Origin of the sequence: Ornithinibacillus massiliensis (assembly GCF_018310345.1) — a bacterium.
Classification (GTDB): Bacteria; Bacillota; Bacilli; order Bacillales; family Amphibacillaceae; genus Ornithinibacillus; species Ornithinibacillus massiliensis.
This window is the reverse complement of record NZ_JAGXBY010000006.1, coordinates 43,223-63,718: the sequence shown is the minus strand read 5'-3', so window position 1 is coordinate 63,718 and position 20,496 is coordinate 43,223. Positions and strand designations below refer to the sequence as shown.

18 protein-coding genes are annotated in these 20,496 nt (G+C 37.9%); 2 read left to right on the top strand and 16 right to left on the bottom strand.

The features are described from left to right. Positions 1-23 precede the first annotated feature (23 nt). From KGF86_RS15625 to KGF86_RS15575, 12 genes are all read right to left on the bottom strand, one after another. A complete protein-coding gene (locus tag KGF86_RS15625) occupies positions 24-854 on the bottom strand; it encodes an MIP/aquaporin family protein (protein WP_186870417.1) in 831 nt (276 codons plus the stop codon). 266 nt (positions 855-1,120) lie between these two features. After that, positions 1,121-2,368, bottom strand: a complete 1,248-nt coding sequence (gene fdhA, locus KGF86_RS15620; protein ID WP_343221467.1) for a formaldehyde dehydrogenase, glutathione-independent — start codon at positions 2,366-2,368, stop codon at positions 1,121-1,123. A gap of 397 nt (positions 2,369-2,765) precedes the next feature. Further along, positions 2,766-4,610: an asparagine synthase (glutamine-hydrolyzing) gene (gene asnB, locus KGF86_RS15615; protein WP_211742505.1), complete on the bottom strand. Its 1,845-nt coding sequence runs from the start codon at positions 4,608-4,610 to the stop codon at positions 2,766-2,768. Positions 4,611-4,999: 389 nt separating this feature from the next. Then, positions 5,000-5,953, bottom strand: a complete 954-nt coding sequence (locus tag KGF86_RS15610; protein ID WP_211742404.1) for a dipeptidase — start codon at positions 5,951-5,953, stop codon at positions 5,000-5,002. 141 nt (positions 5,954-6,094) lie between these two features. Continuing rightward, positions 6,095-6,808, bottom strand: a complete 714-nt coding sequence (locus KGF86_RS15605) for a gamma-glutamyl-gamma-aminobutyrate hydrolase family protein (RefSeq protein ID WP_211742403.1) — start codon at positions 6,806-6,808, stop codon at positions 6,095-6,097. Between the two features lie 202 nt (positions 6,809-7,010). Beyond that, entirely contained in the window at positions 7,011-8,507 is a 1,497-nt protein-coding gene (locus tag KGF86_RS15600; protein WP_186870421.1) for a tripartite tricarboxylate transporter permease, read from the bottom strand. Positions 8,508-8,519: 12 nt separating this feature from the next. Beyond that, positions 8,520-8,978: a tripartite tricarboxylate transporter TctB family protein gene (locus KGF86_RS15595; RefSeq protein WP_186870422.1), complete on the bottom strand. Its 459-nt coding sequence runs from the start codon at positions 8,976-8,978 to the stop codon at positions 8,520-8,522. Positions 8,979-9,057: 79 nt separating this feature from the next. Continuing rightward, a complete protein-coding gene (locus tag KGF86_RS15590; RefSeq protein ID WP_211742402.1) occupies positions 9,058-10,062 on the bottom strand; it encodes a tripartite tricarboxylate transporter substrate binding protein in 1,005 nt (334 codons plus the stop codon). 154 nt (positions 10,063-10,216) lie between these two features. After that, the gene (locus KGF86_RS15585) at positions 10,217-10,900 is read right to left on the bottom strand and encodes a response regulator (protein ID WP_186870424.1); all 684 of its coding nucleotides are present in this window, start codon (positions 10,898-10,900) and stop codon (positions 10,217-10,219) included. Then, positions 10,893-11,201, bottom strand: coding sequence for a sensor histidine kinase (locus KGF86_RS19600; protein ID WP_343221466.1), 309 nt, complete (start codon positions 11,199-11,201; stop codon positions 10,893-10,895). Before KGF86_RS19600 ends, KGF86_RS15585 begins: the two co-directional genes overlap by 8 nt. After that, the gene (locus KGF86_RS15580) at positions 11,101-12,495 is read right to left on the bottom strand and encodes a PAS domain-containing protein (protein WP_343221465.1); all 1,395 of its coding nucleotides are present in this window, start codon (positions 12,493-12,495) and stop codon (positions 11,101-11,103) included. The genes KGF86_RS19600 and KGF86_RS15580 overlap by 101 nt, the downstream gene beginning before the upstream one ends. 159 nt (positions 12,496-12,654) lie before the next feature. Continuing rightward, a complete protein-coding gene (locus KGF86_RS15575) occupies positions 12,655-12,852 on the bottom strand; it encodes an alpha/beta-type small acid-soluble spore protein (RefSeq protein ID WP_211742401.1) in 198 nt (65 codons plus the stop codon). Between the two features lie 182 nt (positions 12,853-13,034). Here KGF86_RS15575 and KGF86_RS15570 point away from each other — a divergent pair, with 182 nt between their 5' ends. After that, positions 13,035-15,062 carry a LuxR family transcriptional regulator gene (locus KGF86_RS15570; RefSeq protein WP_211742400.1) on the top strand — a complete coding sequence of 676 codons (2,028 nt, stop codon included), beginning with the start codon at positions 13,035-13,037 and terminating at the stop codon, positions 15,060-15,062. Between the two features lie 47 nt (positions 15,063-15,109). Here the strand turns inward: KGF86_RS15570 and KGF86_RS15565 are convergent, their stop codons facing one another. The 4 genes from KGF86_RS15565 to KGF86_RS15550 all read right to left on the bottom strand — a co-directional run bounded on the left by KGF86_RS15565 (position 15,110) and on the right by KGF86_RS15550 (position 19,679). Beyond that, the gene (locus tag KGF86_RS15565) at positions 15,110-16,438 is read right to left on the bottom strand and encodes an FAD-binding oxidoreductase (protein ID WP_211742399.1); all 1,329 of its coding nucleotides are present in this window, start codon (positions 16,436-16,438) and stop codon (positions 15,110-15,112) included. Positions 16,439-16,585: 147 nt separating this feature from the next. Continuing rightward, positions 16,586-18,136: a Na+/H+ antiporter NhaC family protein gene (locus tag KGF86_RS15560; RefSeq protein WP_211742398.1), complete on the bottom strand. Its 1,551-nt coding sequence runs from the start codon at positions 18,134-18,136 to the stop codon at positions 16,586-16,588. 100 nt (positions 18,137-18,236) lie between these two features. Further along, positions 18,237-19,100 carry a chemotaxis protein gene (locus KGF86_RS15555; protein WP_186870430.1) on the bottom strand — a complete coding sequence of 288 codons (864 nt, stop codon included), beginning with the start codon at positions 19,098-19,100 and terminating at the stop codon, positions 18,237-18,239. Between the two features lie 81 nt (positions 19,101-19,181). Then, positions 19,182-19,679: a hypothetical protein gene (locus tag KGF86_RS15550; RefSeq protein ID WP_186870431.1), complete on the bottom strand. Its 498-nt coding sequence runs from the start codon at positions 19,677-19,679 to the stop codon at positions 19,182-19,184. A 191-nt stretch (positions 19,680-19,870) separates the two neighbouring features. Between KGF86_RS15550 and KGF86_RS15545 the strand changes: the two genes are divergently transcribed. Further along, complete coding sequence (locus KGF86_RS15545; protein WP_186870432.1) at positions 19,871-20,182, top strand: hypothetical protein; 312 nt, start codon at positions 19,871-19,873, stop codon at positions 20,180-20,182. The last annotated feature ends 314 nt before the right edge of the window (positions 20,183-20,496 follow it).

Here is a 20,496-nt window from a genome sequence, read left to right as displayed (position 1 = left end):
ATATCCCTCCCTAATAATGACTATTATACCGCTTCTTTGTTAGTCTGACTTCTACTTGCTCCTTGTTTTTTAAAATCTTCATTCACTGCCCCTACAATAACAAGTAACATTAATCCACTCATAATCCAAAATAATACGGAAAAGTCTCCTTGAAATATGGCATGATAGAAAACCGCCCCATAAACACCACCAAAGATTGGCCCAAGCACTGGTATCCAGGAATACCCCCAATCGGAGTCCCCTTTACCAGCAATAGGTAATACCGCATGAGCAATTCTTGGTCCTAAATCACGAGCAGGATTAATCGCATAGCCCGTAGGACCACCTAAAGACATTCCGATTGCTACAATTAACAGACCAACAATTAACGGATTTAGCCCCTCCGTAAATTCATTTGCCCCAATAAACATTAAGCCTAATAATAAAACAAATGTACCTATTGTCTCCGTTAAGAAGTTTGCAAACATGCTACGCTCTGCTGGTGCGGTCGAGAATACGGAAAGCTTAGTCGCAGGGTCATCCGTTTTACGCCAATGTGCAATATATGTTAAATATACAATGACTCCTCCTATTATTGCCCCTAGCATTTGGGCTGTTACAAATAATGGAACCTTAGCCCACTCAAGCTCTCCAACAGAAGCAAAACCAATTGTTACTGCCGGATTGACATGCGCTCCTGAAATACTACCTACAGCATAAATTGCCATCGTTACTGCAAGACCCCATCCGATCGTAATAACTATCCAACCGGCGCCTTCTGCTTTGGAGTTTTTCAGTACAACGCCCCCGACAACTCCTCCACCAAAAATGACCAAAATCATCGTGCCAATTAATTCCGCCATAAACTCTGACATCTTACCCAACACCCCTTTTTCAGTTTATAAGTCCTACTACAGGAAATTTGGCCTGTTTAGGAGAGTAAACTAGAACCAAATGTCCTATTTTAAATATATTCTATTAATCTAATTAACATGTCATTATCTTAAGAAAACCCACATGATACAGCTACTTTTTCTTGTAAAGGTGTGAAACTATTTTCGCTAATTATTAGTTGAAAAAGCCTACACTTTCCTTTCCCGTAAGTGTAGGCTTCTATTTGCTAGATATAATAATCTATTTCTTATTCTGCATGGGCACTTGCAGAAGCAGAGACACGATTTTTCACCGAACCATGTGGGTCAATAACAAATTTGCGAGAAACGCCTCCATCAAATTGCTTATAACCATCTGGTGCCTCATCAATAGATATTAATGTTGCATTTACCGCTTTCGCAATTTGGGCTCTTCCACTAAGTATTGCCTTCATTAGATCGCGATTGTAACGCATTACTGGTGTTTGACCTGTTACAAAGATATGTGCCTTTGCAAATCCAAGTCCAAAGCGAATTTTTAAGGTACCTTCTTTCGCATCATCATCCACTGCACCTGGATCTCCTGTTACATACAGCCCCGGAATACCTAGCCTTCCACCTGCTTTCGTAATACCCATTATAGAGTTAAGTACGGTAGCTGGTGCTTCGCCGGCATTTTTACCATGGCCACTAGCTTCAAATCCTACTGCATCAATAGCACAATCTACTTCAGGAACCCCTAGAATCTCGGCAATTTGCTCTCCTAGATTATCATGCTCACGTAGATTAATAGTTTCACATCCGAAACTTCTTGCTTGCTCTAGACGAGCCTCATTTAAGTCACCAACAATAACTACAGATGCACCTAATAGTTGGGCTGAATGTGCTGCAGCTAATCCTACAGGTCCAGCTCCTGCAACATATACGGTAGAGCCCATTTTGACTCCAGCACTTACCGCTCCATGGTAGCCGGTTGGGAATATATCCGATAACATTGTTAAGTCTAGGATTTTATCTAATGCTTGCTCACGGTCAGGGAACTTAAGTAATTGGAAGTCCGCATATGGTACCATGACATATTCGGATTGTCCACCAACCCATCCCCCCATATCTACATAACCATAGGCAGATCCTGGACGGTCCGGATTTACATTCAAGCAAATATGGGTATCCTGACTTTTACAATTTACACAACGACCACAGGCAATATTAAACGGTACGGAGACAATATCACCCTTCTTAATAAATTCAACATCGCTACCAACTTCTACTACTTCACCAGTAATCTCATGTCCTAAAACCAATCCACTAGGAGCAGTAGTACGACCACGTACCATATGCTGGTCACTACCACAAATATTCGTTGTAATGACCTTCAAAATAACCCCATGATTACATTTTCTCCCAACATTCAGTGGGTTTACACCAGGACCGTCTCGTAGCACTAAATCCGGATAGCCAATATCCCGTACCTCCACCTCACCAGGCTTCACATAAACTACCGCTTTGTTACTCACATGAACCACTCCTTTATAATTGATGGATGTTATTTGTAAGCGATTACACATTCTATCCCAACTATATCATCTTGTACCACTATTTTCAATAATCAGTAAATTGAATATTGATTTTATTTTATGACCATTTAACTGTTATTTCGACTTAATTTTCATATTACATTTAGAATATACAACTTATTCCTCGAATCTTGTTGAATTAATTTTGGGAAAAGGGACTGTTCTAACGAAGGAAAATGAACCGAATCTAAAATGAAGTAGCTTGTCCCTGTTTATTAGAAAGCGCTTTTCTTGTGGCACATATAGTGGATGCCTTCATTTTCTCATAGGGTGGTTTAGTTAATTAGCCAGTAAAAAAAGTGAACCATTATAAAAGATGATTCACCATTTTTACTAGCTATTCCGATATTTTAACCTGATATGTCCTTAACCAATAATCAATCTGACACAAATGAGCAATCAGTTGTGGCCCTTTCATCAACTGACCATACCAAGGATCTTTAAATTCCTTTCCTTCGCTTTGAACTATCGCTTCGACTTTCTTTTTATCTAGAAATTCGAATAATGGTGCATCCTTATCCGAAAGTATTTCCTTCATCCATTTTATTACTTGCTGTGTATATTCAGGCTGGAAGGTCTTTGGATAAGGACTTTTCTTACGGTATAAAACCTCATCTGGTAAAACTCCTTCTAAAGCCTTACGCAGAATTCCTTTTTCTCGATTATTATACATCTTCATCTCCCAAGGAATATTCCAAACGTATTCTACTAAATGATGATCAGCAAACGGAACCCGAACCTCTAGACTTGCCCCCATACTCATCCGATCCTTCCGATCAAGAAGCTGTTGCATAAACCAATGAATATTTAGATAGAATAATTCTCTTCTTCTTGCATCCTGCTTCCCTTCTCCATCTAGTCGAGGAGTTTCTTCAATGGTTTCCCGGTATCGGTCATGGACATATGTTTTTAAATCAAGCTTTTCTTGCCATTTTGGCTTTAATAAATCAATTCTAGAATCAAGCGAACGTACCCATGGGAAGCCGTCCTCCGCCGAATCCGGGTCATGGAACCATGGATATCCACCAAATATCTCATCCGCACATTCACCAGATAAGCTTACCGTTGTATGCTTCTTCACTTGCTTACAGAACCAAAGTAAAGAGGAATCAATATCCGCCATTCCTGGTTGATCACGTAGTATAACCGCTTCTTTTAAGTAATGTGCCAATTCTTCCCCAGAAATTATCTCGTCATGATGATCTGTTTCAAAAGCTTGCACCATTTTGTCTATAAATGGTTTATCAGTGGATGGCTGAAATTTACTAGCGACGAAGTGTTTATCATTTCCTTCATAATCAATCGAAAAAGTAGTCAGTGTCCCTCTCCCATTATCTTTAAAATACTCCGATGCTACTGCGGTAATCGCACTAGAATCCACACCACCTGATAAGAAAGTAGATACTGGTACATCGGCTACTAACTGGCGCTGTACTGCATCAATAAAAAGTTCTCTCACTCGTTGAATCGTCTCTTCAATAGAATCCGTATGCTCCCTACTCTCCACATTCCAATAACGCCAAGTCTTTAACCCATCTTTTGAAAAGGTTAGCGAATGTCCCGCACGCAATTCTTTCATATGTTTAAAAATCCCATGACCAGGAGTACTTGATGGACCTAATCCAAAAATTTCTGCTAAACCACTATAATCAACTTCTGCTTTTACACTATCATGAGCCAATATTGCCTTTATTTCCGAACCAAATAGAAAACGATTTTCATCTTCTAAATAAAATAAAGGTTTTACCCCTATTCGATCACGTGACATAAATAGCTGTTGTCTAGCATCATCCCATATCCCAAAGGCATAGATTCCATTAAGATACTCTACACAATCTTCCTTCCATTCGATATAGGAAGTCAGTAATACTTCTGTATCAGAAGTCGTCTGAAACGTATAGCCGCGATTTAGAAGCTCTTTTCTTAATTCCTCTGTATTATATAACTCGCCATTATAGACAAGTGTATACGTATTGCCACCAGCTTTCTTTTGCATTGGCTGTTTCCCACCTTCTAAATCCACAACCGCCAATCGCTTATGTCCAAAACCCACAAAAGTATTTAACCAAAGATTCGTATCATCTGGACCTCTTAATGACAACGTATCTGTCATACGTTGAAGTATTTCCTTTTCTTCACGCACAAAATTATTCCAACTCACAATACCGGTTATCCCACACATCGCTGCATTCACTCCTAATGAATTAATTGCACCGGTATTTTCCCTGTTATCAGGAAAAATAGGCCACATATCATCATATGCAAACAAATAAACGTACATGACAAACAACTTAATATTATATGATTGGAAGGGTTTTCTATGCATGAAAAGATTTGGATTTGGTTAATTTGTTGGGGGGGTTGGCATGTGAGAAGAGTTTGGGTGGGTGGGGTGGGTTCATCTTCTTCCGCTTTAGGCCCATGTACTCGCGGAGTGGGCCCATGTACCCGCGGATGAACCTCACCCTCCTACAGGACATGCGCTCCCTTCTGCCAATCAGCCTCTTCTACCCGCGAATCAGGTACGTCCAGCACAACACTAAGTCATTTATTCTATGTAGACACTCTACATTAATCAATTACATTCACATATTGATTAATAAAATTTAGGTAGGCAAAACCTTTTACTTCTTCCTCTGAATAGTACTTTAATAAGTCATTTATTAGATTTTGATATTTCGAGGCGTCCTCTAAATCTGTGATAAAGGATGAGATACCATCAAAGTCTGATCCAAGCCCGATGTTCCTTACGCCACCGAGCTCACATAGATAGTCAATATGACGAATTAAATCTTCTATACTCCCATCTTGGCGCTCATGGTTAATAAAAGGAGGCCAAAATACAACATCAATCATCGCATTTCGTTCAAACATCGCTTTAATCTGTTCATCATTTAAATTACGAGGATGTGGGCAGAGGCTATAAGCATTGGAATGACTTGCTATTGGATATTTTGCTAGTTCCATTACATCCCAAAAGGCTTTAACAGATAAATGGGATACATCTGTCAATACACCGTGCTCATTATTTAATTGGACAACCTCTTTACCAAATGCAGTTAGGCCCGCACCTCTAGGTTCTTCCACACCATCGGCACATAAATTAGCATTATTCCATGTAAGACCAATGGACATGACACCTAAACGGTAAAGTAATCGGAGCTTTGCTAAATCACTACCAAAAGCATCTGCACCCTCGAGTGTTAATACTGCACCGATTTCTCCATTTTTTAACTTCTTTATATCTTGCCACTCTTTAATATGCTTCATCTCTGGATTTGGTTCAAGAATATCGGTATGAAAAATATCAATTTGCTCAAGGGCATGCTGCCATTTTGCTTCGACAGGAATGTCCGGCATAATAAAAATAGCAAAAAACTGTACCTTCACCTTTCCTTTTTTAAGAAATCCAAGATTAGTATTTAACTCCTGTGCGTCCTTAAACTGAAGTAGTTTTTTATCATATTGTCTTTTGGAATATTGTATTTTTAATAAAGCGTCACAATGGGTATCGATTATATTCAATTTAATAATCCTTTCTCCATATAGAAAATATTACATACTCCCTTTATAGCATGCTTAGTTTTATCTTAACAGAAAAAAACATAAACATTTTCCCTCCCAGCAATGGAAACACTACCGCATTCACTTAAGACAAGTAAATGCCTAGTTTTGCTTACAAGCGGAAATAAATCCCTTAAATATTGCCGCGGAGGGCGTGTCATTCGCCATAAACATATTTTCTGGATGCCACTGCAGCGCAAGGGCGAACTGGTGTTCTGTGCTTTCGATTGCTTCGATAACACCGTCACCGGCGGTTGCACTAATTTGAAGCGGATTGGGTACGTTTCGATTTGCTTGATGATGTCTACTATTTACCCTTAGTTTCGTCTCACCTGTTAAGCGATGCAAAAGGGAACCCTCTTTAACCTCAACAAAATGGGAGCCGTGGTATTTCGGCGCATTCTGCCGGTGCTGTAGTAACGTACTTGGAATTTGTGCATAAATATCCTGATACATATCCCCACCTAGTGCAATATTTAATGTTTGACTTCCACGACAAACCCCAAGAATCGGTTTTTCCAACTCCAGCATTTTCTTCATGATCGATATTTCAAATGTATCTCGTTCTGGTAAAATTGTTCCTAGATTTGGATGTGGTTCTTCTCCAAACAGAGTTGGATCAATATCGTATCCGCCTGTTGCATAAAGCCCATCTATCATCCCTGCAATCGCTGTTAAATCCTCCTCCTGCTCATAGTAAGGAAGTAATATTGGGACTCCACCAGCTTTTAAAATAGCATTCACATTATCTTTTCCTTCATAATACACATCTCCATCAAGGTCTGTCGAAGTAATCACACCAATTAACGGTTTCATTTTGGCATCCTCCTCGTAACTCTTTTGATTACTATGATACACGTACTCGTAATATAATGGGACTATTTTTTTGAAAAGATAAAGTTTTCCATTTATTATTCGACAACTATGTAAAAAGCTCCTTAGACACTACAACCCTAAAAGCTTGATCTTACTTTCGGTCTAGCGCCATAAGGAGCTTTATAATAGGGAGTAACCCCCCCTAGCTTACTTCTTTCCGTTTACGACGAAAATGTCCTATGATTGGGAACAAGAATGATAATAAACCAAAGATTAATAACGTTAACGCTATCGGGCTATTGACAAAGACCATATAGCTTCCGTTAGAAATGGTTAATGATTGTCTAAATGCTTGCTCCATCATACCACCTAATATAAATGCTAGAATAAACGGTGGTGCGGGGAAGGAGAATAGTCGCATTAAGAATCCAATAACCCCAAATAAAAGCAGCATATACAAATCAAAGGTATTAAAACTAATTGCATACACCCCAATAATACTAAACATGATGACCAAGGATATTAGTAATGGGCGTGGTATTTTTAGTATTTTAGAGATGTACGGAATCAATGGTAGATTTAAGATTAATAGAAATACATTACCGACATACATACTAGCAATAATGCCCCAAAAAATCTCTGGACGATCGGTCATTAACAGTGGTCCTGGTTGAACATTCAAAACTAGAAAAGCACCTAGCATAACTGCAGTCGTACCCGAACCGGGAATTCCTAAACTTAATAAAGGAACAAACGCCCCACTTGTTGCTGCGTTATTCGCTGTCTCTGGTGCTGAGAGACCTCTGACCGAACCCTTTCCAAACTCTTCCGGCTTTTTAGAAAGACGTTTTTCAGTAATATAACCGATGAAGGAAGCAATCGTTGCTCCTGCGCCTGGTAGAACACCGAGAACAAAGCCTAGAAAAGATTGTCTCGTCATCGGTCCTTTCATCTCTTTAAATTCTTGTTTCGTAATCTTTAGACTTCCTAGCTTATGTTTATTATCAAAGGATAAATCCTTCCGCTTAATAATGAGTGTACAAACCTCAGCAAGTGCAAATAGTCCAAGAGCAATAACTAAAAAGTCAATCCCTTCTAGTAAATTAACATTTCCAAATGTAAAGCGTTGTGTCCCTGTTTGTGCATCAATTCCAATCGTCACAACCATAAAGCCAATTACAGCTGAAATTAACGCCTTAATAGTGGATCCTTCTGACAGACTAGTAATAGCGGTTAGACCTAAGAACATTAATGCAAAATAAGCAGGCGGATCAAATGATATCGCTACACTTGAAAGGACCGGTGCAAAGATCATTAATAGTACAACACTAATTGTACCTCCAACGAAGGAGGAAACAGCTGCAATCGCTAATGCTTTTCCAGCTTTTCCTTGCTGTGCCATTGGATACCCATCAAAAGATGTTGCAACCGCCCCAGATACACCTGGTGCGTTTAATAAGATGGAGGAAGTAGAGCCACCAAATATCGCACCATAATAGACGCCCGCCATCATGACAAGGGCTGGAGCTGGATCCATTCCAAATGTTATTGGAATCATAACCGCAATGGCACTAATTGGTCCGAGACCAGGTAGCATACCAATAAATGTTCCAACAAGGACCCCTATTAAAACAAACATAATTCCTTCAAGACTTAACGCTACTTGAAAACCAGCTAAAATACCTTCAATCGATCCCATATGCTCCCTCCTTTAGAACGGCAATATTCCTTGTGGTAAATTTATCTTTAGAAAATTAGTAAATAAAAGGTACATGAATAGAGGAAACAAAATAGCTACAAGTCCATTCGTAAGATGTTTTTTATATCCTAAGAACCAAGAACAACCAAAAACAAACATGGCGGTTGTTACAACAAATCCTAATATCTCTAAGAAGAATATATATAAGAATACAAATGCGAAAACAGCCATTAATACCCCAATATCTTTTTTAGGTATATTTCTACGTGCTTTTTGCTCCTCCGTCTCGGAATCCTTCGTAAAAAATAACCCAATCGATAGTGCAATCAATAAAAATCCTAATCCCTTTGGCACTACATCAGCATCGACAATCGAATAGGAAAATGAAGGTAATTGATAAGCAAGTATGAGATATAAAGTGGCCAGCACTAGTAATACCAGGCTTACTCGTTGGTTTAATGTTTTGAACATACTTTCACCACCTCTATAAAAATAAAAAATAAACGGAAGTCAATGACATGGGAATCATTGACTTCACAGAATGGTTATTTTACTGACCTAGTCCTAACTCATTTAATAAGATTTGAACAGTATCATTTTGCTCATCTAAGAAAGCCTTATAATCTTCCGTACCTAAGAACATTTCATCCCATCCATATTGGTGACGAATAGTAGCAAATTCCTCTGATTCACTTAACTCCTTAAATTTTGCTTCATAGTAAGCAACTGCTTCCTCACCCATATTTGGTGGCCCAAAGAACCCTCGCCAATTAACAAATGAAGCGTCAATTCCTTGCTCCATCGCAGTCGGAAAATCTTCTAGAACTTCTCCAGATAATCTTTCTTCTGCCGTAATACCAAGAACCTTAATAGTTCCAGCTTTTACTTGTTCTACTGTTTCCGCAACACCAGTTGAAAATACTTCAACACTACCATTTAATAACTGGGTTAACCCAACGCCATCCGGGTCGGTAACATATTTAATTTTTGTAATATCGACACCTGCTGCTTTGGCAATCTGTACGAATTGGATATGGTCCATACTACCTGGTGAGGATGTTCCAACTACCGAAATACTCTCTGGATCCGCTTTCATATCTTCAAATAATTCATTTAAGTTATCCCATGGTGCATCTGCTCGGACAGCGAACGCTCCATAATCGGCAATAACATTAGCAAACGGTGTGAAGTCATCATAACCATATTCTGATTGTCCGTTTAATGGAACTAGAATAATAGGTGGTGAAGCAACAAATAAGTGATGATTGCTTCCATCCTGTCCTGCAACATATGCCCAACCGACAGCACCACCGCCACCAGGCTTATTAATTACGCCAATACTTTCATCAATAATTCCTGCTTCACTAAATACTTTAGCAGCCATCCTTGCTGTTGTATCCCAGCCACCACCTGCTCCAGCTGGTGCAACCATTTCAATGGCTCTATCTGGCTCAAACTCTCCCGATTCATTATCACCAGAAGTGTTATTCGCCGAACAAGCAGCAAGAATCGTTATTAAGATAACAATTGAGAAAAGTGCTAAATACTTCTTCATATTTATATCCCCCTTAAAATTCTGAAAAATCAGTGCTTATTTTCCACTATAATTCACTACTAATCTAATGTAACCGTTTTCAAAATAATGAATAAAAAAACAAAAAAATACATTTTGTTCATTTTGTTCACAGAAAAAGAGACTGTCGCATTAATCAGTCTCCTTTGTTTACTACGTGATATTTTCTTTCTGGTCGTCCCACAATCCCATATTCTAATTCCGCCGCTACTTCTCCTACCGAAATTAGATACTCTAAATATCTTCTAGCAGTGGTACGTGATGCACCTATCTTGGCTCCCATCTCTTCTGCTGTTATTCCCCCTTTTAACGTGTTTATAATGTCAGATACCTTCTCTAATGTTAATGGATCAATTCCTTTAGGAGTTTCTTTCTGATCTAACGTAGCCGATTGGTGGCCAAAGTACTTATCTAAAAATGATTGATCAACCTCCTTTTTCCTCTCGAGGTTTTCCTTCATTTCCCGGTAGCGTTGTAATGTCTCAATAAACCGTTCCATTTTTACTGGCTTAATAATATAGTCAAACACGCCATTTCGAATGATTTCACTCACCAGTTCTGTTTCCGTAGCCGCCGTAACCATAATAAAATCGATATGTGAATTTGTTTCTCGAATCGTATCTATTAGATTCGCTCCGAGAATATCTGGCAAGTAGACATCTAAAATTACTAAATCTACACGCTTCTCAGCTATTAGCTGGATAGCTGTCTCTCCATTTAATGCTCTGCCTACTACCCGAAAGCCCGAAACCTTCCCAATAAACTCTTCATGAATTTTAGCGATTCGAAAATCATCTTCCACTATGACAACATTAATCATATTCTTCCCCCGATTTTCCTTGTTTTGGAATAAATACGGAAAACACCGCTCCCCCACTTGGTTGATTATGAACTTCAATTTGACCGCCTAGCTCCTTCACCGTATCCTTAACAATGGCTAGACCATATCCTCTTTCTACATCATTCTTACTGGAATAACCTAGTTCGAATAGTTTTTGTACATCCTTATCTGGTACACCATCACCAGAATCCGCTATCTCGAAGACAATATCCGCTCCTATATCTGTCCCAAAAAAAAATAACTTCTTTCTTTTCCTTTTTCTCCACTGCCTCCAATGCATTATCTAGTAAATTTCCTAGAATGGAAATCATCTTGGCCATATCTATATGCTTCGGCAACTCGCTTATATAACTGTTTCCATCTACTTTAAACTCAACCTTCTTCTCCGATGCTTTCCCCATCTTGCCCAACAATATTGCTTGTATTGTTCGGTCCTTTATCTGTTCCATTAATATTCTATTAGCATGAATCGTTGCCCTTGATTCTAGTTGAATTAGATCAATTGCTTCTTTATAATGCCCTAATTGTAACAGTCCAGATAGAACATAGAGTTTATTCGTATACTCATGGGTTTGTGCCCTTAGATCTTCTGAGTATTTTCTTACCTCTGATAACGTATTGAGCATTTCATTAATTTCCGTCTTATCCCGAAAGCTCGCTACCACTCCAACTACGTTTTGCTTCTCATCCAATATTGGTGTTCGATTAACAATTACAAGGCGGTTATTTAACACCATTTCATCATCTCTGACTGCTTTCCCTGATTTTAAAACGTCATACATTTTAGTATTAGGAAACACTTCTTCAACTCTTTTATTCGTATAATTATCTATTAATCCAAGTATCTTCTGGGCAGATTCATTCATAACCGTAATTCTACCATGAGAATCTATTGCAATGATCCCTTCTTTTATCGATGACAAAATAGCACTTCTATCCTGAAACAATGATGCTATTTGATAAGGTTCTAGACCAAACGTGTCTTTTCGTATATTACGGGCAAGCATCACACTGCCAATTATCCCCAACACTATAATCACTACTGCCGAGCCACTAAATTTTTGTAAGCTATTATAAATAATCGCTCGAATATCATCGAGCATAAATCCAACAGAAATAATGCCAACTACTTCTCCATCCTGATTGAAAACCGGAGCTTTTCCTCTTAGAGATGGACCTAGACTACCATCTGCTTTGGAAATATAGTATTCGCCATTGTTTAACGCTCGGTCATTATCACCACCAACCATCCGTTCCCCAATTCTCTCTCTATCTGGATGTGCATAGCGAATACTATCTGCATTTCCAATCACAATAAACTCTGCCCCAATTACCTCTCTAATTTCTTCCGCAATTGGTTGGAGAACCTCTGATGGATTTTCCAGTTCAAACGCTTCCACTACAGTTGGTATGATGGATATCGTCGTTGCGGCATTTAAAGCACGCTCCCCAATATGCCTCTCTGTATCCTTTGATTCTAAATAGGCGAAAATACCGATTAGAGAAATTGTAATAAACGTAATTAAACTAACAATTAACACTAGTATTTTGGATTGTAAGGAAATTTTCTGCAAGTAGCACCACCCTAGAGCATTAATATTCTAAATTTACCATATTCATAGTCTTATTTAAATACAGAAGATTACGTGAAGTATTGTATAATTTGATTGTATTGTAGTATAAAACCATTTAAAAAGGAGCCTCCATAATGGAAGCTCCTTTTCCAGAGCAAGCTACTTGTTCCCATTTTGCATACTCTGTTCAGCGATTTTGATCATTCGTTTGACCATCTCGCCACCCACGGATCCGTTTTCGCGTGCAGTTGTCTCCGCACCAGGCTGAACACCAAGTTCATTTGCAATTTCCTCTTTCATTTGGTCAATTGCATTCCTTGCACCAGGCACTAACAATTTATTATTGTTTCTAGCCAAAACCGATCACTCCCTTGTGGGTAATGGAACAGAAGATTCTGTTCCATATTAGGGTGCGAATAATGGTTACTTATTATACTTTTAATCGAGTTAACATAAGCTTGACAGTACTTTTTTACTACTTTATATTTTTAATAATAAGACTCTTCTAATATAAAACATTAGAATTGGGGGCTATATGATTGAACGTTTATCAAGATACTACAGAAAGCGAAGAGCGTATAAATGAACTGATTCAAGATGTAGAGGAAAAATATTTTATTGGTAGAAGTAAAGAGTTAACGTTCTTTCAAGAGTATATTCGAGAAGACAATCCAGGTCAAAAAATCATCCATTTTTATGGTGAAGGTGGAATCGGTAAAACCTTTTTATTACATGAATTTGCTAGAGTTGCAAAACAAAAACAGATTCCTTTTTTCCTACTCGATAGTCAGGACTTTGTACAAAACGTTCAAGGGTTTATTGATCATTTATATCAAACTTTGGCTTGTCATCAAAACGAACCACTGAACTATTCACCACAAATAAGCTTACAAGATTGTCTTTCTCTAATTGATCGGTTTCAATGTCGAGTAATCATTACAATAGATACATTTGAACAAATGGAGTTAGAACGTTGGTTTCGAAATACCTTTATTCGATATTTACATCCAAGTGTCACGATCATTCTAGCAGGAAGAAAACCTTTAATCGGAGAATGGCTGGAATCCCCTGCATGGAGAAAAATTACTAGACAGATAAAATTAGAGCCCTTTACCGTGGAGGAAACAAGTAATTTACTGGAACTAAATGGTTTTAATAATAATCAAGAAATAAGAAAAATATGGGAGTTTACTAAAGGTAATCCATTACTATTAACACTCGCTACTATAATTAATCTCTCAGAGGAAGAGCATAATCGAAGTTTTAACAATAACATAGATATTTTGACTACCCTTACCAAAAGATGGTTAAGAGAGGTAACCAATGAAGGATTAACAAGAATGGTAGAAGCTGCTGCCATGTTTCATCAATTTGATCAACATTGTCTATCCGAGGTACTAAATCGTGAAATACCTAATCAAGAATTCTACCAACTTACCTCTCTATCTTTTGTAAAAAGGTCACGAAGGGGATGGAGTATACATGATTTAGTTCGTGATGCTATTCGTATAGAACTCCAACAACGTAATCCCAACCAATATGAACGAATAAACAAAAAAATTATTGATTTTTATTACCATCGAATTGCCAAACGACCAACGGAAGAAGATATTGCTTCTTTTTTTTATCATCTTGGAGATGATGTTATTCAATCGGTCTTCTTTCACGATGCCACATTTGATAACGCTATGTATTTAGAACCGATTGGCGACCATAATTTTCATGCTGTAGAGGATTTCTTTGCCTATCTAAAAAATAATCCAACAATGACAAAGACCCATTATTTTAATCGAACAACTAACCATTCCTTCCAATTCCATTCACCATTAGTACATAAACAACATGAGCAGGAATTAGTTGGACCTGAATACATTAAAAAAATCGGTTATAACGGTTCAAGCTTACTAAAAAACATTCATGATGAGGTAATCGGTATATCCATTATTGTTCCAGTTAATGAACAGACATTACCCTTCCTTGCAACTCAGCCTGTTTCTAGTGCATATTTTGGTAATTTGACCAAGGAGGAAATAGACTTTTATAATGTACCAGTAGAAAAGACTGCCGGATATTATATCCGTTACCAAGAATATAAAGATCCAACTAATAATTCTGCCCGTTCATTTTTATTATATAGTCTATTACCATTAATCTTTTCAGGTGGAAAAATTTCTACATCCACCCCTTTACGATTCTATCAGGATTTGCTATACAAATTTGGGTTTCAAACCGTACCAGGGGCAGAGCATCGTGATTTTGAAACAGATGTCCCAACCCCGACATTCTTATTGGATTTGAGCGGACCGAAACTACTACCATATCTCAAACAATTCTTACACGATATTACCCAACAACAGAAGTTAGATATATTAGCAGAAAAGTTTTCCTTAACAGAAAGGGAACAGGATATTACGAAATTGATTCTAGAAAACAAAACGATTGCTGAAATTGCTAGTGAATTGTTCATTGCTCAAATTACGGTCAAAAAAAGTCTAAGCAGGATATATCATAAAGCAAATGTCCGAAATAGAAGTCATTTCTTAAAGAAGATGATGGATATTCTATAGAAAAGACGTCTCCAAGAGCCTGAATTCTTTGGATGACGTCTTTCATTTTAGTCTATTAAATTATGCTCTGAGCAAAAAAGATTATTCGGGTCATATTCCTTTTTAAGCGCTACTAATTTATCCGCAATAGCTCGATAAGCATTTCGAGTTACTTCCTCGTTATCCTGTGTGCTATTTAAATAAGATATTTGATTATAAGAATAGGGAAGAAGCTTTTTATATAAGTTATTGAACCATGTTTGGGTTTTTGATGGATCGCTAGTAATCTCAGCTTCAATTACTAGAAGGTAGCTCGCATCACGAATATAAAATGCTGTTTCTTGATGGGAGATTTGGTTTACTTTACCATGCATTTCGATAAGATGAATGACGACGAGTAGTTCACTCTCATTGACTTCATCCATAAGCAGTTGAATAACATCCGGGTGTAATTCATTAAAGAATAAGGAAATTCCTTCAAACGTAATCCCCTCTTGAATATACGAGTCAAATTTACATTGCATGTCACCATACAGGGTGATTTCTGTATTATCAGCAAGTGGTGTAGCTAGCTCCAACAATGGTTGAATTATTTCTTGTTCTGACTTTATATTTAACTCCCCGACATACATTCCAACTAACCTTACACATGGAAAGTTTTGGTTCATTTTTGTTATGATAATATTAAATGAGATATCCTCAACCGCATGCTGACGATATCTCTCAGCTTTTTCTAGTATTTGTTTACAATCTTTATAATCATAAACAACATCTATGCCTAGAATATATTGACCGACAGGATGTAATTGAAATTCAAATTTTGTTACTACACCAAAGTTAGCCCCAGCACCTCGAATTGCCCAAAAAAGCTCTTGATGTTCGAATTTATTAACGTAGAGTAATTGACCTTCTCCCGTAACAAGATGAACGCCGACGACATTGTCACTTGTCAGTCCGTATTTCCCTCTCAAATGTCCGATTCCACCACCTAATGCAAGGCCTGAAATGCCGATTTGAGAGTTCATCGATAACGGAACTGCCAATCCATATTCTTGAGTTATCCTATCTACCTCTGCCGTTATCGCGCCAGCTCCAACAATGGCCAATTTACTAATTTCGTCTACTTGAATCTCATTCATCTGGGAGACATCTATGAGCACGGCATTATCTTTAACCGTTTTCCCTGCCGGATGAAAACCTCCCCCTCTTACACTAATCTTTAATCCATGTTCATTGGCATAATGGACAGCCTCCAGTACATCTTGTACACGTTGGCATTCAAAGATCACAGCAGGATATCGATCAACATGAGAATTCCATACTTTTCGTTTTAAGTGATATAAAGGGTGATCACATTCAATTTTCTGGCCAGACTTTTGTTCGATATCTTGACCCATGAAAATTCCTCCATTTACTAGTAACGATAGGGTACACCTACTCCGTATTTCATAGCTAGAAATTAATACACCCCTGTTAAAACTAGAATATCATATGACAGTATATTTGTAATGTATACCTAGGTATATATTTTAATAGACTACTTATTATGTTATGGAATAGTTGTCTGGTATTTTCTGCCCCCATTTTCTTTGTAACAAGTATGTTAGAACAATAAGTACAACAATTCCAATTGCAAGAGACAATAGTGCTGATCCTGTAACTCCTGCTATAAAGAAAGAAACTAATCCGCTAATTCCAGCAGTGATGGCAAATGGTGTTTGGGTATTAACATGATCAATATGGTCACTGGCACTTCCGGCTGATGAGAGTATTGTTGTATCAGAAATTGGCGAACAATGATCACCAAAAATACCTCCACTTAATACCGCAGCAATGGCTAAAAACATAGACATCTCATCCATTGCATGTGCTAATGGCATGGCAATCGGTACCATAATGGCAAAAGTGCCATAAGATGTTCCAGTCGTGTAGGCAACCACTCCTGCTACAATAAATAATAGGATAGGAATTATTGCTGGTGATACAGACTGCTCAGCAAGACCTACAATAAAATCTGCCGTACCAAGTGCTTGTGTTACGCTGCCTATAGACCATGCTAATGTTAGTATAATATAAACTAACATCATACTTTTGAAACCGTTTACAACTAATTGCATGGATTCTTTAAAATTAAAAAGTTTCTGTTGTAGGCCCATTAGCAATGCTACTACAATTGCGGCGAAGGCAGCAATTAATATGGATAGTCCTCCATCCGCTTCTCCTACAGCAGTAACTAAATCATTTTCTGGAAATCCACCAGTCCATAGAAACATTGGCGGTATCATACCAAGAAGTACAATGATTGGAACTAAAAAATTGCGTTTCTTTGGATTCCCCGGTATTGTCTCGAACTCATGCATCGAATCATCTGAAGGAGGCTCAGCTCCATCTCTGAGAACTTTCCCTGTCGTTCTTGCCCTGTATTCTGCCTTTGCCATTGGACCGAAATCCCACCGTTTGAAGATAACGATAGCAACTAAAAGTAGTGCTAATATCGAGTAAAAATTAAACGGTATTGTTGCTAAATACGTAACATATTCCGAACCTGAAATTCCAAGTTCCACAAATTGTGCGCCAATTAATCCCATCACAAATACGACCCAAGTCGATACTGGAGCAAGTAAACATAATGGTGCTGAAGTCGAATCGACTATATAGGCGAGTTTCTCTCGCGATACACGCATCTTATCGGTTACCGAACGCATAACACTTCCTACAGTAAGCGCATTGAAATAATCCTCAAAAAAGATAATAACTCCAAATAACATCGTCGACCCCTGTGCACCACGATCGGTTTTTACTCTTTTCGAAATGGATTGAGCAATCGCCTGAGCACCACCTGTTTTTTGTAAAAATGCAACTAATACGCCAAACAAACCACAATAAAGCAATACAGTAGCACTCCACTCATCCCCTAAATTTGGTAAAATAAATTCACTAAAGCTAGCATACATGCCGAGTAATGGGTTCCAATCATGAACCATAGTAGCCCCAATCCAGACGCCGGCAAATAAGGCAGGTATGACACTTCTAGTAATTAAAGCTAGCAGTATCGCCAATACTGGTGGTAAAAGTGATAATATCCCAAATTCCACTGTTATTCCCCCTCTTTCCATTTTAGAGATATACTCCCCCTATACTTTATGTATGGAACAGTTTAGTAAAAAATTCCTTTAATAAGAGGAAGCGATGATTTTACACAGTTTTTCTATTCACTTTCTTCCATGTTCGAACAAGTCCATTCACTATTGGTTTAATAACCTCCTTTTCAGTATCATATTTAAGATGAGATAGTGGATTCCAGCTAGTAAAAATGCCACCTACATTTACTTGAACATCTTCCGTAACCGCTTGGTTATAAGCTTCATTTATTCCTTTTAAAGGAAATGCGAGAATATCATCTTTATCATAGAAGTTTAGCCATTCCCCTTGTAAATTGGGATAATATAGTTGAACTAATGGCGAGGGGACCGCTATCGGTGAACCAAAATCAATATAACGTAGGGACCACATCGCCATCGGACTACCTAATGTATAAAAAAGTGTTAGCGTCTGACATTGTTCAATTGCATTCTGACTCGTACAATATTTCGTTTCCTTGCCAATGTTTTCTTGCTTGTATTGCAAGTCATAAAAGTAATTACTTGCGATAATCGTACCAAGGCTATGACTTATTACACATAGAGGTGCCTTCTCACCGGCCTTCTCTCGTAAACGTTGCATCGACTTTGCCAGTAAAGCGTGAACCTTATCATAATTTTGATTCTCCATTTTTGTAGGTTGATAGGCTACAGCATCTGCAAGAAATTCTAATACAAATCGGCGCAGCCGCGAATATCTTAGTTTCCTGTATGTCTTGAGTTGTTCCCATAACTTCACTTGTTCAGCAGCAAAGACACTAGACCAAAACACTGGTTCGAATACAATCTCTTTATCTGCTTTTTGTTCTGGTAGCATATTGTTAAATTCTTTCGTAATTCTAGCTATTAACTTATCTGCAAAATTCTCCTTAGGAGTGCCAGCGCCATGAAGAATCAATACGGCAATTTTTTGACTCATCAAACCTCCCCCTTGGATTCATAAGACATGCCTTTTTCTTATTTTACAGAAAAGTGGGTAATTTTAAAAGATAAAGATTAGTTATTTTTCTTCTAGATCTTCTATAATCCCTGTCTTTTTATAATCCCAAAGTATCGTCCACTTTCCATCTAAAGAAGTAGCATAAACATCCTGTACAATCTCAAAGTTCCCGTACAATCCTTGGTAATATTGGACAACAGTAACTTTATAAACTTCATCGATTGGTTCAACTTCCTCTTCTATTTGCCAATTGCGAATCAGCTTTGCTTTTTCCAACGTAAAGGTAAACGTATTAACTCCAAAATGATGAAAGAAAACATGCGGCCTATCTTGTAAGTAATCACCTTTGTCAAATCGTTCCTTCATATATGGATGGAACATTTCCCATGATTCAGAAAACGCCCCCTCCTGTTCATATTCGTAAAACTTCTCAACTGCTTTCTCTGCTTGATTGGAAGGTGTTTGAAAAATAAAAAAATAAACAAAACCACTAAGAAGTAAGACAATAATTACGAAGAATATAACGATAAAAACCCTTCTGTTCCTATTTCGGTTCATTCGTAACCCTCCCATTTGAGATTGGACTACTTCATAACTATTCGATGCAAAAGATAATTATAAGTAATTTACTAATAAACAAGTTCCACAATAGGTTAAGGATATTTGTCGACTTAGTACCAAAGTTTTGCCATAATTTTGTTGCACTATTTAAAATATTAATACATATAATTTCTTGGAGGTGAAAATTCATGTCAACTTCTCGAATCATGAAATGGATAACGGGTGGTTTAGAAGCTTTGTTAGGGTTTCCGATTTTAGGTGCTACCATAATTGTTGGATTACTTTGGACGCCACTTTTAGTCATGTTATTTCTACATATCATCACTTTAGTTCTGACACAAAGAGATGGTGGCGCATCTACAGGAAGTATCCTCGGTATTATTACTTCTTGTATTGGTTGGATTCCATTCGTTGGAATGATTATGCATATTCTTTCTGCCATTTTCCTCATGATTAATGCCGCAAAACCAGATAATGCTTCAATAGGTGTAGCTTCTTAACAGTAAGATGGGGTTCGGACAAATTTAAACAAAGGTAATAAAAAACGAACCATCACCACATTAGCCCCCGGAAATATACGGAGACTCCTGTGGGAGGAAAGGCATCGGTGAGACCCCAAGGGAGCGTTAGCTCCGAGGAAGCTCACCAGCCACCCGACGGTAAAGAAGACACTGCGAGGTTTTCTCGAGCAGATGTCGCACTTATACTGTGATAAAGTGTAAAGAAGACACTGCGAGGTCTTTTCAAGCAGATGTCGCACTTATACTGTGATAAAGTGTAAAGAAGACACTGCGAGGTCTTTTCAAGCAGATGT

Excerpts from the sequence above, each read along its gene's own strand:
- KGF86_RS15605 (WP_211742403.1), bottom strand. The coding sequence starts at position 6,808 with ATGAAACCGTTAATTGGTGTGATTACTTCGACAGACCTTGATGGAGAT.
- KGF86_RS15565 (WP_211742399.1), bottom strand. The coding sequence starts at position 16,438 with ATGGGTCAAGATATCGAACAAAAGTCTGGCCAGAAAATTGAATGTGAT.
- KGF86_RS15555 (WP_186870430.1), bottom strand. The coding sequence starts at position 19,100 with ATGAGTCAAAAAATTGCCGTATTGATTCTTCATGGCGCTGGCACTCCT.
- KGF86_RS15585 (WP_186870424.1), bottom strand. The coding sequence starts at position 10,900 with ATGATTAATGTTGTCATAGTGGAAGATGATTTTCGAATCGCTAAAATT.
- KGF86_RS15625 (WP_186870417.1), bottom strand. The coding sequence starts at position 854 with ATGTCAGAGTTTATGGCGGAATTAATTGGCACGATGATTTTGGTCATT.
- KGF86_RS15600 (WP_186870421.1), bottom strand. The coding sequence starts at position 8,507 with ATGGGATCGATTGAAGGTATTTTAGCTGGTTTTCAAGTAGCGTTAAGT.
- KGF86_RS15590 (WP_211742402.1), bottom strand. The coding sequence starts at position 10,062 with ATGAAGAAGTATTTAGCACTTTTCTCAATTGTTATCTTAATAACGATT.
- asnB (WP_211742505.1), bottom strand. The coding sequence starts at position 4,610 with ATGTGTGGGATAACCGGTATTGTGAGTTGGAATAATTTTGTGCGTGAA.
- KGF86_RS19600 (WP_343221466.1), bottom strand. The coding sequence starts at position 11,201 with ATGCATTGGAGGCAGTGGAGAAAAAGGAAAAGAAAGAAGTTATTTTTT.
- KGF86_RS15595 (WP_186870422.1), bottom strand. The coding sequence starts at position 8,978 with ATGTTCAAAACATTAAACCAACGAGTAAGCCTGGTATTACTAGTGCTG.
- KGF86_RS15550 (WP_186870431.1), bottom strand. The coding sequence starts at position 19,679 with ATGAACCGAAATAGGAACAGAAGGGTTTTTATCGTTATATTCTTCGTA.
- KGF86_RS15545 (WP_186870432.1), top strand. The coding sequence starts at position 19,871 with ATGTCAACTTCTCGAATCATGAAATGGATAACGGGTGGTTTAGAAGCT.